The organism is Leeuwenhoekiella nanhaiensis, assembly GCF_002744755.1.
Classification (GTDB): Bacteria; Bacteroidota; Bacteroidia; order Flavobacteriales; family Flavobacteriaceae; genus Leeuwenhoekiella; species Leeuwenhoekiella nanhaiensis.
Window position 1 is genome coordinate 228,899 of the sequence record NZ_KZ319290.1, and the last position, 16,505, is coordinate 245,403.

At 43.1% G+C, this 16,505-nt stretch carries 18 protein-coding genes; 16 read left to right on the top strand and 2 right to left on the bottom strand.

Annotation, left to right across the window (positions count from 1 at the left end; translation table 11 throughout):
• Positions 1–7: 7 nt before the first annotated feature.
• From uxaC to CJ305_RS09905, 8 genes are read left to right on the top strand one after another with little or no spacing between them, the layout of a single operon-like run.
• Entirely contained in the window at positions 8–1,435 is a 1,428-nt protein-coding gene (uxaC, locus tag CJ305_RS09870) for a glucuronate isomerase (protein WP_099646099.1), read from the top strand.
• On the top strand, positions 1,435–2,448 hold the full coding sequence (locus tag CJ305_RS09875; protein ID WP_099646100.1) for a sugar kinase: 1,014 nt from the start codon (positions 1,435–1,437) through the stop codon (positions 2,446–2,448). Before uxaC ends, CJ305_RS09875 begins: the two co-directional genes overlap by 1 nt.
• Positions 2,449–2,458: 10 nt before the next feature.
• Positions 2,459–3,130, top strand: coding sequence for a bifunctional 4-hydroxy-2-oxoglutarate aldolase/2-dehydro-3-deoxy-phosphogluconate aldolase (locus tag CJ305_RS09880; protein ID WP_099646101.1), 672 nt, complete (start codon positions 2,459–2,461; stop codon positions 3,128–3,130).
• Positions 3,127–4,113: a TRAP transporter substrate-binding protein gene (locus CJ305_RS09885; protein ID WP_099646102.1), complete on the top strand. Its 987-nt coding sequence runs from the start codon at positions 3,127–3,129 to the stop codon at positions 4,111–4,113. The genes CJ305_RS09880 and CJ305_RS09885 overlap by 4 nt, the downstream gene beginning before the upstream one ends.
• 1 nt (position 4,114) lies before the next feature.
• On the top strand, positions 4,115–4,585 hold the full coding sequence (locus tag CJ305_RS09890) for a TRAP transporter small permease (protein WP_099646103.1): 471 nt from the start codon (positions 4,115–4,117) through the stop codon (positions 4,583–4,585).
• On the top strand, positions 4,582–5,868 hold the full coding sequence (locus CJ305_RS09895; RefSeq protein WP_099646104.1) for a TRAP transporter large permease: 1,287 nt from the start codon (positions 4,582–4,584) through the stop codon (positions 5,866–5,868). Before CJ305_RS09890 ends, CJ305_RS09895 begins: the two co-directional genes overlap by 4 nt.
• A gap of 14 nt (positions 5,869–5,882) precedes the next feature.
• A complete protein-coding gene (locus CJ305_RS09900; protein WP_099646105.1) occupies positions 5,883–7,337 on the top strand; it encodes a tagaturonate reductase in 1,455 nt (484 codons plus the stop codon).
• Between the two features lie 33 nt (positions 7,338–7,370).
• Positions 7,371–8,987, top strand: coding sequence for a UxaA family hydrolase (locus CJ305_RS09905; protein WP_099646106.1), 1,617 nt, complete (start codon positions 7,371–7,373; stop codon positions 8,985–8,987).
• 26 nt (positions 8,988–9,013) lie between these two features.
• Here CJ305_RS09905 and CJ305_RS09910 read toward each other — a convergent pair whose 3' ends face one another.
• Complete coding sequence (locus CJ305_RS09910; protein ID WP_099646107.1) at positions 9,014–10,051, bottom strand: LacI family DNA-binding transcriptional regulator; 1,038 nt, start codon at positions 10,049–10,051, stop codon at positions 9,014–9,016.
• 256 nt (positions 10,052–10,307) lie between these two features.
• Here CJ305_RS09910 and CJ305_RS09915 point away from each other — a divergent pair, with 256 nt between their 5' ends.
• The 4 genes from CJ305_RS09915 (at position 10,308) to CJ305_RS09930 (ending at position 13,728) form a co-directional block, all read left to right on the top strand.
• Positions 10,308–11,123 (top strand): SDR family oxidoreductase, encoded by an 816-nt coding sequence (locus CJ305_RS09915; RefSeq protein WP_099646108.1) that lies wholly within the window; start codon positions 10,308–10,310, stop codon positions 11,121–11,123.
• Positions 11,124–11,271: 148 nt separating this feature from the next.
• A complete protein-coding gene (locus tag CJ305_RS09920; protein ID WP_189319423.1) occupies positions 11,272–12,243 on the top strand; it encodes a tetratricopeptide repeat protein in 972 nt (323 codons plus the stop codon).
• Positions 12,244–12,295: 52 nt separating this feature from the next.
• Complete coding sequence (locus CJ305_RS09925) at positions 12,296–12,949, top strand: YIP1 family protein (protein ID WP_099646110.1); 654 nt, start codon at positions 12,296–12,298, stop codon at positions 12,947–12,949.
• Positions 12,950–13,005: 56 nt separating this feature from the next.
• Positions 13,006–13,728, top strand: a complete 723-nt coding sequence (locus CJ305_RS09930) for a DsbA family oxidoreductase (protein WP_099646111.1) — start codon at positions 13,006–13,008, stop codon at positions 13,726–13,728.
• A gap of 177 nt (positions 13,729–13,905) precedes the next feature.
• On the opposite strand, the gene CJ305_RS09935 is transcribed toward CJ305_RS09930, so the two are convergent.
• Positions 13,906–14,340 carry a cupin domain-containing protein gene (locus CJ305_RS09935; protein WP_099646112.1) on the bottom strand — a complete coding sequence of 145 codons (435 nt, stop codon included), beginning with the start codon at positions 14,338–14,340 and terminating at the stop codon, positions 13,906–13,908.
• A gap of 72 nt (positions 14,341–14,412) precedes the next feature.
• On the opposite strand from CJ305_RS09935, the gene CJ305_RS09940 reads away from it, so the two are divergent.
• The 4 genes from CJ305_RS09940 to CJ305_RS09955 all read left to right on the top strand — a co-directional run bounded on the left by CJ305_RS09940 (position 14,413) and on the right by CJ305_RS09955 (position 16,482).
• On the top strand, positions 14,413–15,024 hold the full coding sequence (locus CJ305_RS09940) for a TetR/AcrR family transcriptional regulator (RefSeq protein WP_099646113.1): 612 nt from the start codon (positions 14,413–14,415) through the stop codon (positions 15,022–15,024).
• Positions 15,025–15,263: 239 nt separating this feature from the next.
• A complete protein-coding gene (locus CJ305_RS09945) occupies positions 15,264–15,749 on the top strand; it encodes a MarR family winged helix-turn-helix transcriptional regulator (RefSeq protein WP_099646114.1) in 486 nt (161 codons plus the stop codon).
• Positions 15,750–15,760: 11 nt separating this feature from the next.
• Positions 15,761–16,045: a CBU_0592 family membrane protein gene (locus CJ305_RS09950; RefSeq protein WP_099646115.1), complete on the top strand. Its 285-nt coding sequence runs from the start codon at positions 15,761–15,763 to the stop codon at positions 16,043–16,045.
• Between the two features lie 26 nt (positions 16,046–16,071).
• Positions 16,072–16,482: a VOC family protein gene (locus tag CJ305_RS09955; RefSeq protein ID WP_099646116.1), complete on the top strand. Its 411-nt coding sequence runs from the start codon at positions 16,072–16,074 to the stop codon at positions 16,480–16,482.
• Positions 16,483–16,505: the final 23 nt, after the last annotated feature.

The following is a 16,505-nucleotide window of genomic DNA, read 5'->3' on the forward strand; positions in this document are numbered from 1 at the left end:
AATACGTATGCTAACAGAAGAAAATATCAAAAAGGTAGGCAGTAGTTTTATTACTAAAGAGTTCCTTTTACAAAATCGCTTTGCCGAAGAGTTGTACTTCAACTACGCAGCGCCACAACCTATTATAGACTATCATAACCACCTGCCGCCTGTAGAAATTGTAGCAGACCGGCAGTTTGAGACCATTTCACAGGTGTGGTTATACGGTGATCATTACAAATGGCGTGCGATGCGTGCCCTGGGTATTGACGAGGCATACATCACCGGGGAAGCCTCTGACGAGGAGAAGTTTTTAGCCTGGGCTAAGACTGTTCCGTTTACGTTACGCAATCCATTGTTTCATTGGACGCACCTCGAACTCAAGCGCTATTTTGATGTAGACGAATTGCTAAACGAGCAATCTGGACCTGAAATCTACAAAGAGATCAATCGTCAGTTGCAGTTGCCCGAAAACTCATGTCGCGGTCTCCTTAAACAGATGGATGTTGAAGCCGTTTGCACTACCGAAGATCCGCTAGACCCGCTTGATCATCACCGGGCATACGACGGTTCAAAGGCTGGACTTACCATGAGCACTGCGTTTCGCCCGGATAAAGCCATCCTCATAGATGCCGAAAATTACAACGACTATCTTGATCAGCTGGCCGAAGTATCAGGTGTGGCAATTACAGATTATGAGAGCTTAAAAGAAGCTTTGCAGCAGCGCATAGATTTCTTTCATAAAAACGGATGCCGATTGTGTGATCACGGTTTGAGTAATCTCTCCTGGGCTCCTGCAACCGATAAGGAAGTGTGTCAAATTTTCGCGAAGCGTCGCGATGGCGCAGCGCTTTCCCATCTGGAAGCAGAGCAGTTTAAAACTGCAATTTTGGTGTTTCTGGGCGAAAGCTACCACGAGAAAGGCTGGGTACAGCAGTTTCATTTAGGAGCTTTGCGAAACAACAATAAACGTATGCTGGCGCAATTAGGTCCCGATACCGGTTGGGATTCTATCGGCGATTATCCTCAGGCGGAAGCTTTATCTGCTTTTTTAAATCGTCTGGATAGTACCAATAAACTCACCAAAACCATACTCTACAACCTCAATCCCGCAGATAATGAGGTGTTTGCCACGATGATTGGTAATTTTAATGACGGAAGCATCAAAGGTAAAGTGCAATGGGGTTCCGGCTGGTGGTTTTTAGACCAGAAGGACGGTATGGAAAAGCAACTAAATGCCCTTTCCAATATGGGACTTGTAAGTTGTTTTGTAGGGATGTTGACAGACAGCCGAAGCTTTCTTTCATTCCCCCGTCATGAGTATTTTAGAAGAGTATTGTGCAATTTATTTGGTCGCGAGATGGCTTCCGGCGAGCTGCCACAGGATATGGATCTTGTGGGTAAAGTCATTGCCGACATCAGTTACAATAATGCCAAAGCCTATTTCGATTTTTAATGAGTGAGCAAAAAAAAATAATCACCTTTGGTGAAGTCCTGCTACGCCTTTCGCCCGCCGAAAACCGTAAACTGATGCAGGCCAAATCCCTCGACTTTTTCTTTGGGGGAACGGAAATGAATGTAGGGGCTTCACTCGCTTATCTGGGTGAACCGGTAAAGCACATAACCGCGGTATCTAATGACCTGGTAGGCGAGGCCGCTCTGGCGAGTATGCGGCAGTACGGGCTTGATGTTTCTTCGGTACAAAAAGTAAATCATCCCATTGGGCAGTATGTTTTAGAAGTGGGTTCTGCGATGCGCAGCAGCCAGATCGCTTACAACCGCCTTCACGGTTCATTTGCAAATATTCAGGCAGATCAAATAGACTGGGATGTAGAATTTGAAGACGCCGGTTTTTTTCACTGGACAGGCATTTCGCCCGCAATATCTGAAAACGCGTATAAGGCACTCAAGGCGGCTTTAGTTTCCGCGCAGGCGAATGGATTACACATCACCGCAGATCCGGCCTACCGCAGCAATTTATGGCAGTACGGGCGTAACGGGAAGGAAGTTCTCAAAGAACTGGTGAGCCTTTCGACTATTTTCATAGGCGGAGTAAATGAAATCAACGAGATTCTGGGGACTTCATTCAGTCAGGATCAGGAAGGTTTTTTAGCAGCCTCCAAAGAACTGATGCAACAATGTCCTACCATTACGCAGGTTTTTGATAAGATCAGAACCGGAGTAAGCGCCAGCTGGCAAAAAATTTACGGTCGCGCCTGTGTAGCTGGTGAGTACCTTGAAACTCCTGAACTGGAAATCACACAGGTTGTAGACCGCATTGGTACCGGTGACGCCTACGCCGCCGGACTCATTTATGGCCTGCGTCATTTTGATGCAGCCACGGCTTTAGAATTTGCAAACGCCGCCTGCGCTCTAAAGCATACGATTTTGGGAGACGTCAATCTGGTTTCGGTTACAGAAATCACCGAAGTCATGCAGGGCAATACCGGTGGACGCATAAAACGATAAAAACACACAAATGGCAACATACACACGTATAGAAACGGTTTTACAGATGCACGAAAATGGCATCGTTCCCGTTTTTTACCACAAAGATATTGAGGTTTGCAAACAAGTTTTAAAAGCCTGCTACGACGGCGGCCTGCGCAGCTTCGAGTTTACAAACCGTGGGGATTATGCCCACGAGGTCTTTGGCGACCTGAATAAGTATGCTAAAGCAGAACTCGACGGGATGATTATGGGCGTAGGTTCGGTACTTGATGCCGGCACTGCGGCCTTATACCTGCAGTTGGGAGCTGACTTTATCGTTTCCCCAATTGTTAGCGAAGAAATGGCCAAAGTATGCAACCGCCGCAAAGTCGGTTGGATGCCGGGTTGCGGTTCGGTTACCGAAATCGCTTATGCACTCGAGCTGGGTGCTGAGGTGGTTAAAATCTTTCCGGGAGCACAGGTAGGAGGTCCTGCTTTTGTCAAAGCGGTAAAAGGTCCGTTGCCCTGGGCGAGCATTATGCCTACCGGCGGTGTGAGCCCTACGGAAGAAAACCTGAAAACCTGGTTTGATGCCGGCGTGCATTGTGTGGGTATTGGCTCCAAGCTTTTTGTAAAAAATAGTGAAGGGCAGTACGATTATCCTACGATTACCGAAACCATCAAAAATGCTCTGAACCTTGTAAAAGAACTGCGCTCATGAGACTTTGGCGCTTCTTTATCGTATTTGTTTTAGGATCAGTAGTCCTGTTTTCAGGCTGCGCGGAAAGTTCTAATAAACGCGTGATTAAACTGGCACATGGGCTTGATGTTTCGCACCCCGTACATAAAGCCATGGTGTTTATGGGGGAACGTCTGGTCGAAAAGTCGGGCGGAACAATGAGCCTTGACATTTATCCCAGCCAGCAATTGGGTTCGGAACGTGAATGTTTGGAATTGTTGCAAATAGGAAGCCTCGGGATGACTAAGGTTTCTACCGGTGTACTTGAAAATTTTGCGCCACAGCTGAAGGTTTTTGGTCTTCCGTTTTTGTTCAGAGATGCAGCGCACCGCTTTGAAGTACTGGAAGGTCCTATCGGCGAAGAATTATTGAACGCAAGTATCCCCCAGCGACTTAAGGGATTAACCTTTTACGATGCCGGAAGCCGCAGTTTTTATACCAAAGAGCCTATCGAAAGTCCGCAGGACCTCCAAGGTCTTAAACTTAGGGTGATGGAAAGCCAGACAGCAATAAATATGGTCAAGAACCTGGGCGGCTCGCCTACGCCGATATCATGGGGAGAATTGTATACAGCCCTGCAACAGGGCGTGGTAGATGGTGCTGAAAATAATTTGCCCAGTTTTTACCTGTCCCATCATTATGAAGTCTGCAAATACTTTTTGGTAGACGAGCATACCGCCTTACCAGACGAACTTTTGATAAGTACTTTATTATGGGACGACCTTTCACCCGAAGAACAGAGATGGGTCAAGGAAGCCGCAATGGAATCTGCCGAATTTGAAAAGAAAATCTGGCACGAGGCCGAGATGGAAGCGCTCACCGAAATCAAAAAAGCCGGAGTTGAGGTAACCTATCCCGATAAGGAACCTTTTAGGGAACTGGTAAAACCTATGTACGAAGAGTTCAAACAAAACCCGGAAATGAAACGGCTTATTGAAGAAATACAAAACGTAACTACCGATTAAGATGAAAAAAACATTAGATAAAATATTAGGTTCGGTTTTGGTTTTTTTAATGGCTTCAATCGTTATCGCTGTGTTGTGGCAGGTATTTTCAAGATACGTATTACAATCAGCCAGCTCCTTTACCGAAGAAATTGCAAGGTATTTATTGATCTGGATTGGCATTTTGGGAGCCGCTTATGCTTCAGGCCAGCAGGATCACCTGGCTATAAATATTCTTCCGCCTAAACTCAATGAAAAAAACCGCATCAAACTACGTATTGGCATAAATATACTTGTCATTTTGTTTGCCATTTTAGCAATGATCATAGGTGGCGGTAATCTGGTTTATGTAAATTTTGAACTGGGTCAAAGCTCAGCCGCACTGGCGATTCCGCTGGGTTATGTGTATATGGTCTTACCCATTAGTGGCGTGTTGATCATTGTTTACAAAGTTATCGAGTTGGCTAATCCTAAAAAATACCTGTTATCATGATTGAGATTGTAGTATTGGTTCTGGTATTTTTTGTACTCCTTGCAATAGGGGTTCCGGTGGCCTGGTCTATTGGGATTTCGTGTTTGTGTACCATTATGATTTCCATAGATTCACTGGCGAGTTTTACGACCATCGCCCAGCGTATGGCAACAGGACTTGATAGTTTTTCGCTTCTGGCGATACCGCTTTTTGTGCTGGCCGGGCAGGTTATGAATCAGGGAGGAATAGCGATTCGACTTATCAATTTCGCCAAAGCCCTAATGGGCGCGCTTCCCGGCGGACTCATTTATGTTAATGTGATTGCGGCTATGCTTTTCGGTGCAATCTCCGGTTCGGCGGTAGCTGCGACGTCTGCCATTGGTGGGATTCTCGGCCCTTTTATGGAAAAAGAAAACTATTCTAAAGAGTTTGGAGCGGCCATCAATATTACCTCGTCGACTACAGGTTTGATCATCCCGCCTTCTAATATTTTGATTGTGTATTCGCTGGCCAGTGGAGGCGTTTCTATCGCTTCCCTGTTTTTGGCCGGTTATATTCCCGGGATACTTATGGGACTGGCATTGATGCTGGTAGCAACCTATTGGATTAAAAAGAAAGGTTATCCCGCAGGTGAGCGCAGCAGCATTAAACTGATTTTAAAAACCTTCTTAGATGCGTTACCCAGCCTGCTTTTGCTTGTTGTGGTTATTGGCGGAATCATCACCGGTATTTTCACAGCAACCGAAGCTTCGGGTATTGCGGTTTTGTATACGCTGGTCCTGTCTTTCATTTATCGGGAATTGAAAATTTCAGGTCTTAAGAGCATTTTCCTGAATTCAGTGGGTACTACGGCCATTGTGATGTTGCTTATAGCGACTTCCATGAGTATGTCGTGGGTGATGTCTTTTGAAAACATTCCGCAGAATGTAAGCGCTGCGCTTTTGGCACTAAGCGAAAACAAATACGTGATTCTGATTATCATCAACATCCTGCTGCTTTTTGTAGGTACGTTTATGGATATGACCCCGGCAGTACTCATTTTTACACCCATATTCTTACCTGTGGTTACCAGTATGGGAGTAGAACCTGTACAATTCGGGATTATGATGGTAATGAACCTGTGCGTAGGCCTGTGTACGCCGCCGGTGGGAGCGGTCTTATTTATTGGAGTAGGCGTGGCTAAAACTTCCATCCAAAAAATTATGAAACCCCTGCTTCCGCTTTATGCCGTGATGGCTATCGTATTGCTTATGGTAACCTTTATCCCGGCAATCAGCCTGTGGTTACCCTCTTTATTTGAATAACAAACTCACTACTTATGAAAAATCTAAATCGTGCAAATGCCGGTTATACAAAAAATCTTCCCATTAAAGTCATTCAATACGGGGAAGGGAATTTTTTACGGGCTTTTGTTGATTACATCATTAATAAATTGAATGCCGAAGCCGATTTTAATGCCGGTGTGGCGGTAGTTCAACCTTTACCTAACGGACTCATAGATATGCTGAATGAGCAGGATGGGTTGTACAATTTGTTTTTACGCGGAATTAAAAACGGTACCGAGACGGAAGAAATTCATACTATTTCATGTATTCAGAAGAGTCTGAATCCGTATGCGGATTATGAGCAGTATCTGGCTTTAGCTGAAGAAGAAGAGCTTCAGTTTTTGATTTCAAATACGACCGAAGCCGGAATCAGCTTTGATGAAAACGACACCCAGGAAGGTGCTCCGCACAACAGTTTTCCGGCAAAAGTGACCGCTTTGCTGTATCGCCGTTTTAGGCATTTCGAAGGTTCAAAAGAAAAAGGACTAACCATCATTCCGTGTGAACTGATTAACCATAATGCAGATACGCTTAAGAAAATAATTCTTCAGTATGCAGATTTATGGGAGCTGGGAGATGCTTTTAAATCCTGGATAGAGACCGCAAACAGTTTCCACAATACGCTGGTTGACCGTATTGTGCCCGGCTATCCTAAAGATGATATTGAGGCGTATCAGAGTCAACTGGAGTTTAAAGATAATTTGATTGTTTCCGCAGAGACTTTTTTACTTTGGGTAATAGAAGGCGACGAACATTTAAAGGCCAAAATTCCTTTTGATCAGATCGATGAGAATGTTTTGGTGGTAAAAGATATGCAGCCGTACCGCACCCGTAAAGTGCGTATTTTAAATGGTGCGCATACTACCATGGTTCCGTTTTCCATTTTATTTGGTAACGAGACTGTAAAAGAAACAGTTGATCACGAGTTTACCGGAAGCTTCGTTCGCAATGCCGTATTCCGGGAAATAAACCCCACGCTTGATTTGTCTGAGGACGAACTTAACGAATTTGCCAATGCCGTTTTTGACCGCTTCCGCAATCCGTTTATCAAGCACCAACTGTCGAGTATCGCGTTGAATACCGTTTCTAAATTTAAGGTACGTGTGTTGCCCAGTTTGTTAGCCTTTGAGGCAAAATACAATCGATTACCTGAGCATCTTACTTTTGCTTTGGCTTGCCTTATCCGTTTTTATAAAGGGGATTGGCAGGGGCGAAAACTTCCCGTTCAGGATGATGCCGCTGTGGTAGCCGTTTTTGAGGAGGTTTGGAAAACCGATAACTATCAGGAAATCGCTCGAAATATTTTAGGTCAGCATTCCTTTTGGGATCAGGATTTAAATGAAATCGAAGGTTTCACTGATGAAATTTCACGGGCACTTGAGTTGCTTGACGAGCACGGCGTAGAAGCCGGATTTAATCAATTTGAAGCACAATACAGTAAAGCCTAACTGGAGTAAGGGTCTAAAGATATTAGAACGATTATGAAGAGTAAATTAATAAAAGTACAGCCCGAAGATAATGTAGCCGTGGCGCTGGTTGATTTGTATCAGGGTGACGAGGTAGAGTTTGAAGGAGAGTCTGTAAAAATTTTAAATGACTCTAAAGCCAAGCATAAAGTGGCACTGGTTGATCTTGCTGCAGGAGATTCTATTTACATGTATGGGGTTTTAGTGGGCAAGGCTTTAAGTCCTATTGGCAAAGGTGGTTTATTAACTACCGAAAATGTCAAACACGAGGCCAGTTCCGTTTCTCAAAAAACCGAAATCACTTCCTGGAATGTACCTGATATCACAAAGTGGAAAGACCGCACGTTTATGGGATATCACCGGGAAGATGGTCAGGTAGGGACTCAAAATGTCTGGTTATTTTTTCCACTGGTGTTCTGTGAGAACCGAAATATTGAATTGCTCAAAGACGTTTTTGAAAAGGAACTATCATTCCATAAAGCCAGCAGACAGCGCCAGTTGTTGCGCAATCTGATAAGCGGTGCACCTGAGGATACGGCTATCGCCGAAGCGGAAGCCGAAGAGGCAATCTTTAAAAATATTGAAGTTAAATTCATCACCCATCAGGGTGGTTGTGGAGGCATTCGGCAGGATGCGGTTTCGTTATCCAAACTGCTGGCGGGTTATGTAAACAATCCCAATGTGGCCGGGGCTACGGTATTGAGTCTGGGATGTCAAAACCTGCAGATCGATATTTTTAAAAAGGCTTTGAGCGAAAAGAATCCGGATCTGAAAAAGCCGGTACTTATTTACGAACAGCAACAGGAAGGTACGGTAGAGCAGATGCTGGCTAAAATCATCAAAGAATCCTTTGAAGGAATTAAGAAAGCTAACCAAATCGAACGCCAGCCGGCGTCTTTGTCAAAGTTAAAAATGGGACTCGAGTGTGGAGGTTCTGACGGTTTTTCGGGGATTTCAGCAAACCCTGCTTTGGGTTATGCTTCAGATTTACTGGCGGCCTTGGGTGGCTCACCCATCCTGTCTGAATTTCCCGAATTGTGTGGGGTAGAGCAGGAGTTGGTGAATCGTTGTGTGAACGAAGACGATGCACAGCGCTTTATGCAATTGATGAAAGATTACGAAAAGTCAGCTATTGATGCCGGTTCCGGTTTTGACATGAACCCATCGCCCGGTAATATCAAAGACGGTCTTATCACCGATGCGATGAAATCTGCAGGAGCAGCTAAAAAAGGCGGGACTTCTCCCATACAGGCGATACTCGATTATGGGGAATACGTCACCAAACCCGGTTTAAACCTGCTTTGTACTCCTGGCAATGATGTGGAAAGCACCACGGCAATGGTAGGTTCCGGAGCAAATGTAGTGGTCTTTACAACCGGACTGGGTACGCCCACCGGAAATCCCATCGCACCGGTTTTAAAGGTGGCTTCAAACAGTACCTTAGCACGCAGAATGCCCGATATTATCGATATTGATAGCGGCCCGGTAATTCGCGGTGAAAAAACCATTGAAGAAATGGGTGAAGAAATTTTGGAACACGTGATTCAGGTGGCCAGTGGTGAAGTCGAGGCCAAAGCCGATGCCTTAGGTCAGGATGATTTTATCCCCTGGAAGCGCGGCGTTTCGTTATAAAATTTAGTAACTAAATCAAAGGGAATCTAAACGGTTCCCTTTTTTAATGAAGTACTTCGGGTAAATAATTCAGGCTTCAGGACCACGTTTTTTTCAAGGGGTTCACTGTCTTTTCCGGCATTTATTTGTTCCAGAAAAACCTGAGCAGCCATTTTTCCCATAAGCACCGGAGTTTGTCCCACGGTAGAAAGCGGATGCTCCAGATGACTCGTAAAGGGTTCGTTACTAAAACCTACCACTCCCACCTCTTGCGGTATTTGTATTCCGCGACTGCGCAATTCCTGTACACAGCCCAGGGCGATGTAATCACTGGCACAAAAAATCGCATCAAAATCAGTTTTAGAATCATAAAGTTGGTTTACCGCTTCAATACCTGATTCTATAGTACTGCTCATTTGCAGGGTAAAAAGATTTTGCGTTGATAGTCCGTGAGCTTCAAGAGCAGCAATATACCCGCGATAGCGGTCTTCATAGATATTGAGTTTACGATCACCTCCCAGGTGTACGATTTTGGAATAGCCCTGTTCAATAAGATGTGAAACCGCATCATAGGCACCCTGAAAATCGTCTATACTTACAGCACTTACCCCTTTTAAATCTTTTTTTCGGTCAAAGAAAATAAGCGGTGTTTTAGCCTGTAAGACGGCTTCCAGGTGTTTAAGATCTTCGGTTGTTTTGGATACCGAAATGAATACGCCGTCTATATTTGTATTGAGCAAAGCCTGAAGCTGCCGGGCTTCTTTGTCAGCATCTTCGTGGGTTTGACAAATGATCACGTGATACCCTTTTGGCTCCAATTCTTCTTCAATACCGCGTATCACCGAAGCAAAAAATGCACGATTAATTAAAGGGACAACCACACCCACGTTAAAAGTACGTCCGCTTTTAAGCGCTACCGCAAGGCTGTTTTGTTGATAATTAAGCTCTTTAGCCGTTTTCAGAACAAGATCACGCGTTTTAGTACTTACCCGGTTACTGTTGTTCAGCGCTCTTGAGACGGTAGCTGCGCTGATGTTTAATTTGCGGGAAATGTCGTAAATCGTTGTTTTATCTTTTTGGGACATAGGTAAGCAGGCTGTAGCGGCGTATTCTTAGCGAAAACTCAAATTAGATTCTTTAGTGTGACGGCTGAATTAGGCCCAAATGTCACATATTTTGATTTCTTAAAAATACGCTTTCTTGTTGAAATTGCTCAGCTAATTACGTGTTGGATTCGAGCCAGCCGAAGCTGTAATTGCTGAGCATAAATGAGCATCCCGGTATGTTGAAAATAATATATTTTGTATTTTTAAACGTAATATAAACATTTATAAAAATCAGATGATATCAAAACTTTCTGTGAGTGATAAGATAATAGTAGTTAGCGGTGCCACCGGTGTTTTGGGCGAGTCGATGACCCGTTCACTGGCTGAAGCCGGGGCTCAGGTAATTGTCTTGGGCCGAACCCAATCAAAAGTAGATGCTTTGGCTGGGAGTATCAACAAAGCCGGGCATAAGGCGAGTGGTCTTCTTGCAGATGTTACCAGCAAAGAAGAATTGCAAAAAGCCAAAGAACAGCTTGAGGCTCATTATGGGCATATTGATGTTTTGATCAACGCAGCCGGCGGTAATATGAAGGGAGCGATAATTACACCAGATCAAAGTCTGCACGATGTAGATCTGGAGGCCATGCGTAAGGTGATTGATCTGAATTACATCGGTAGCTTTTTACCCATTCAGGTATTTCTACCGCTTCTCGAAAAATCAAAAAATCCAAGCATTCTAAATATTTCGTCAGTATCGGCGCACCTGCCGCTAACCCGGGTAATGGGGTATTCTTCGGCGAAGTCAGCTATTGAAAACCTAACGCAATATCTGGCGGTAGAATTCGCTCAAAAAATGGAAACGCCCATCCGTGTAAATGCGCTGGCACCCGGCTTTTTCCTAACCGAGCAAAACCGCGAATTGCTTACCAACCCAGACGGCAGTCTTACCGCGCGTGGCGAGACGATCATTACCCATACCCCTTTGGGTAAATTTGGTAACCCCGAAGATTTACACGGTGCCATTCACTGGTTGTGCAGTGACGCGGCTAATTTTGTAACCGGTACAGTGGTTACGGTGGACGGCGGTTTTAAAGCATTTTCCGGGGTTTAAATTAGCTGGAATCAGTCATAAAGGCGGCCGTGAGCCGTCTTTTTTATTTAAATGAGGAATACCGTAAACTGTGTTGCGTATTTATGCTTAAATTGATTTTCTGAAATTAATCTATCAAAGATTACGCGCTAATAAAGTCATGGGAATTATGAAACAATTATACGTTTTTGCTTTTTTGGGTTTAAGCTGTGCAGCTTTCGCACAGGAAGATATACAGCTTGATTCGGATGCGCTTTTGAGCGAGCTTTCTGATAATGCATGCGCATGTATTGATGAGATCAGCACCTATAATAAACATCGGGAAGAAGTCGTAAAAGAAATTAATACCTGTATAGAAGAAGTAACCCAGGCTTACCAATTAGGCACCCAGCTTTTTAAATTTTCAAAACCTGAAAAGTCTGAAAAAATTACCGAGCAGGATTCAACTAATCGGGAAAAAGTAATAAATACCAATAAAGAATCTAAGCAGTATAAAGACGCTTATTACAAAATTGAAGAACAACTTATGGAGTCTTGTGAGGCACTAAAGCAAAAGGTAGCCGCAAGTGATAAGCAGGGGCTCAAGTCGATGTCGCTTAATGAGCAGGCGTTAAAGTATTATAGAGAAGGAGTTGCTGCTTCAGAAAAGGGAGATTTCTCCACTGCGGTGAAACAGTTTAAAAAAGCGCTTAAAGAGGATGAAGAATTTGCATTTGCCTGGGATAATCTGGGGCTGGCTTACCGAAAACAAGAAAAGTATGACAAGGCGATTGAGGCTTATGAAAAATCTATAGAGATCGATCCTTACGGACTAATGCCTTTGCAGAATATAGCTATTGCATATCAGTACCAGGAGGAATATGACAAAGCGATTGATGCCTATAAACGTTTGGCTCTCATTGACGAGGGCAACCCTGAAGTTGCCTATGGAATAGGTAGCATTTATGCCTTAAAGCTGAATGAATACGAAAAGGCGTTAGACTATATGTGTAAGGCATTTAATGCTTACACAAAAATGAAATCTCCCTACCGTTCTGATGCCGAACAAATCATAAACATCATCTATCAGGAAATGAAAAAGGAAGGTAAAGAAGAAACCTTTAAGGCAATTCTGAAGGATAACGGGATTGATATGGGTTGAGAAATCCACAAACCATCCGCTTTAATACGAAACGAAAACAAATAGTATTTAAATGAATACCCCGTCTAGCCCAGATCAAAATCTAGAACATTTTTCAAATAAAGATATTTTTTCCAAAATATGGGTGTTTCCCAGAGCTGTTTTCAGATTTATCGAAGCCAAAAAACTAGATGAATATGTTTATATTTTGCTGATTTTAAATGGAATTTGCAACGCTTTCGACCGTGCGGTTGATAGGAATTTAGGCGACCATCTTTCTTTAGGAATGATCATTACGGTTTGCGTATTGGTAGGCGGATTATTGGGATGGATTTCCCTGGCTATTTACGCAGCATTATTGAGCTGGACCGGTAAATGGGTTGGAGGTCAGGCAGACTCAAAAAGCTTGCTTCGTGTTCTGGCCTATGGTACAATACCCTCGATCGTTGCTTCTATTTTTTTAATACCTCAGATTGGTATTTATGGGATTGCATTGTTTCAGCAAGATGGAGATATAACAGGCGGTAGTGTATTGCAGAATGTGGTTTTTTGGGGAGCTATGTTTTTAGAAGTTGTGCTTGCGATCTGGTCCTTTATAATTACACTTATTGGAGTATCAGAGATTCAGCAAATTTCAATACTAAAAGCATTTCTTAACCTGTTGCTCCCTATTTTGATTTTTGTGGTGCCGTTGCTGATGATCGCGGGGATCTTTTCGACTCTGTAATGTAATACCGGCAGGATCCTTGCGACTCAATCACCAGTAACCCTGAATTTTTAAAAATGACAAATATTAAAATGAAAGTCGAAATCTGGAGTGACATCATGTGTCCGTTTTGCTATATCGGCAAACGGAAATTTGATAATGCACTTGAGCAGTTTTCGCAACGCGATAATATTGAAGTAATCTGGAAAAGTTTTGATCTGGCACCCGGTTTAAAAACGGATACTTCCATACACAGCGTAGATTTCTTACAGAAGCATAAAGGAATGAGTGAGGCACAGGCTAAACAGGCTATTGCGCGCGTTACTGATTTTGCTAAAGAAACCGGCCTGGACTACGATTACGATAAGATCGTAGTGGCCAATACCCATAGAGGGCATCAACTCATTCATCTGGCCGGTCAGATTGGGCTGCAGGATGCTATGAAAGAGCGTCTCTTAAAGGCGTATTTTATTGAAGGCCGAAATGTAGACGATGTCGAAACCCTGGTTGATTTGGGGCAAGAAGTAGGTCTTGAAAAAGAAACGATTGAGAGCGAATTGAACGAAAGTCAGTTTGCAGCACATATTGAGCAGGATATTGCCGAAGCACGTAACATTGGTGTTAACGGCGTTCCGTTTTTTGTTTTTGACCGTAAATATGCGGTTTCCGGTGCGCAGCCCGAGGAGCAATTTTTAAATGTGCTTCAAAAGTCCTACAGCGAGTGGTACGCTAAACAGGATCATCCGGAGCTTGAAGTCGTACAGGGCACAAGCTGTGATGTAGATGGCAATTGCGATTAAACAATTGAGAAACATTTAGCAGTTAAAAACGCCCGAATTTCAATTCGGGCGTTTTTAATTTAGAATGGTAATAAAATACGTTGGGTAAACCCGGGAGGTATCAAAAGGAAACAAAGCCTTGATTTCGCGGTAAGTTTCGGGTGTATTATGATACTTTTTGGCGGAGCCAATAAATACCTACATTTTAATTTGCATATCATAAGAAGCTGCAGTTTTTATAACTTCTTCAATGATATGCGGCGCAACAGAATCCTCGCGAGCGTTATCTTTTTCACTTTCAATCCCCAGTTTTTCAAAGAAAGCCCTAAATCCTTTCGGACTGTGAATGTTTACCCACTTGCAGGGACCAGTCCCGGCATTTCTGAATGTATGCAGGGTATTGGGCGGCAGATCAACAGATTCTCCGGCTTTTACAATCCGCGTTTCGCCATTAATCATGAACTCCATCTCTCCTTCCGTGATCAGAAATGATTCTTCAAGGTTGTGGTGCAGATGAGGAGGTGGTCCCGGTACTCCCGGTGGTGTTTCGCCCAGAGCCAAGTCATAATTTCCTGTCGTGTTATGAGGTGTCACCTTGTGACCCAATACCCATTTTGTAGTCGATTGTTTCATTTTATGAGATTTCTGTCTCACAAACATAAATTTAAATTGTGATAATTCAAAATTTTATGAGACATTTGTCTTATGAGTAGAGAGTATATAGACCAGGGGCGTACCCGGCAGAAGCAAAAAACAAGAGAACGCATCTTAAGTAGTGCGCAGGGATTTTTGCAGCAGGGCCGCGATTTCACATTAGAAGAGGTGGCTGAGCAGGCAGGTGTTTCCAGAGCTACGATCTATAGATATTTCCCGAATAGTGAAATACTTTCTGCAGAAGCAGCACTTGACGTAAATACCGAAAGTTGCGAATCTATTTATCGCTACTCTAAAGCCTCAAATGAGCAACAAACACTTTTAAATATTCAGGATTATTTTAATCGCCTGGCGTTAGATAATGAGCCCGCTTTTAGAAAATACCTGAGTGTGTTACTGCATACGAGTGAACTGTCTGAGAATCGGGGAGCACGACGTCCCAAAACCTTGCAACTGGCGCTCGAAGACTCACAACTTAATCTGAGTAAAGAGGATTTTCAGAATCTGAAAAATATGGCCTCTGTACTTATGGGAATTGAACCCATAATTGTAACTAAAGATGTATGTGGGCTTGATAATAATCAATCTATGAAACTACTCAAATGGGGTTTTGAAATGATGCTGAAAGGAATCATCAGTCAAAATAGCAATGCTTCTAAATAACGATAAGGAGGCTCTTCTCTGGCGGAAAAGACTCTTTATATGCTAGCAAACGACATATTGTAAGAGCTGCAATCCGATTTTAACCTGAATCTCTGAGGTGAAAAACCTATTCCAAAACCGATTAATTATTTGTTTTTCAAAAAGTTGCTTGGTGTAAATTAATTTCGTGTTAAATCCCAAAACCTATTGTTCAGATCGCTATAAAATTTTACATTTACGTAACCAGTTACATAATAACTATGGAAGCAGATTTTTTAGCAGAAATGGGGTATACCGGTCTAACCGGCCGGCTTAAACGCCTTAGTGATGCCTTTATTTATCAGACCCGTGATTTTTATCGGGAGCACGAGTCAGACATTGAGCCCAACTGGCATATGATTTTTTTGCTCTTGCAGAAGAACGAAAAAATGACGGTTACAGAAATTGCCGATACCCTGCAACTTTCGCATCCTGCCATTGTAAAACTGATTAATAAAATGAAAAAGCGAGGTTATATCGATGCGGAAATCGACCCTCAGGACAACCGAAAATACCATTTGATGTTATCACAAAAAGCAATCAAAAAACTCCCGGTACTAGAGCAGTACTGGATTGCGGGCGAAAAAGCTCTTGAAGAACTGTTGGGCTTCAATACCCGCCTTCTCGAAGAAATCAAAAAGCTGGAAGACCGTATGGCCGAAGCCGATTTCAAAACCCGTATGGATAAATTATTAGTCAACGAATAGTTAGCAGAAGCATGAAGTTACTCATCGATATCTCCGGTTGGTTAGGTTCCCTTCTCGTAGTGGGAGCCTATGCGTTAAGTCACGTAAAAACTAAAAATTACAGTACCTGGTGTATTTTAATGAACCTCTTTGGTGGTGTGTTTATAGCGGTAAATTGTTATTATTACCGTGCGATACCTTCACTGGTGACCAATATGATTTGGAGCGGGATAGCCCTCTTCTCGATCTATCAGGCGAAAAAAGGTTCCCTTACCGAATATAAGAACCGACGAAAAAGACACCGGTTTAGATATTAAATGAGTACTAAATAGAAAAAAAGACTATGAATTTTAAAATTTCCAAAATACAACACGTAGGCATTCCCGTTACCAATCTTAAAAACTCGGTTGCATTTTACAGTAAACTTGGGTTTATAGAAGCCATGCGTGCCCAGTTTGACCATAATGATGAAAAAGGAAATGTCGTGATGATGCAGAGTGGTGATGTGATTATGGAGCTTTATGAGTTTCCAGCCAAAGATCTGGAAGAGATCCGCAACAGATCGCACGGCCATATTGATCACATTGCTTTTGATGTGGAAGATGTGGAAGCAGTTTTTCAGGAGCTCCAGACTGCGGGTTATGAGATACAGGAAGATGCTCCGGTGTTTCTCAATTTTTGGAACAAAGGCTGTAAGTATTTCAACATCACGGGACCCGATGGGGAACGTTTAGAATTTAATCAGATTCTCTAGTTTTCTTTAGGCGAAAACCTTCC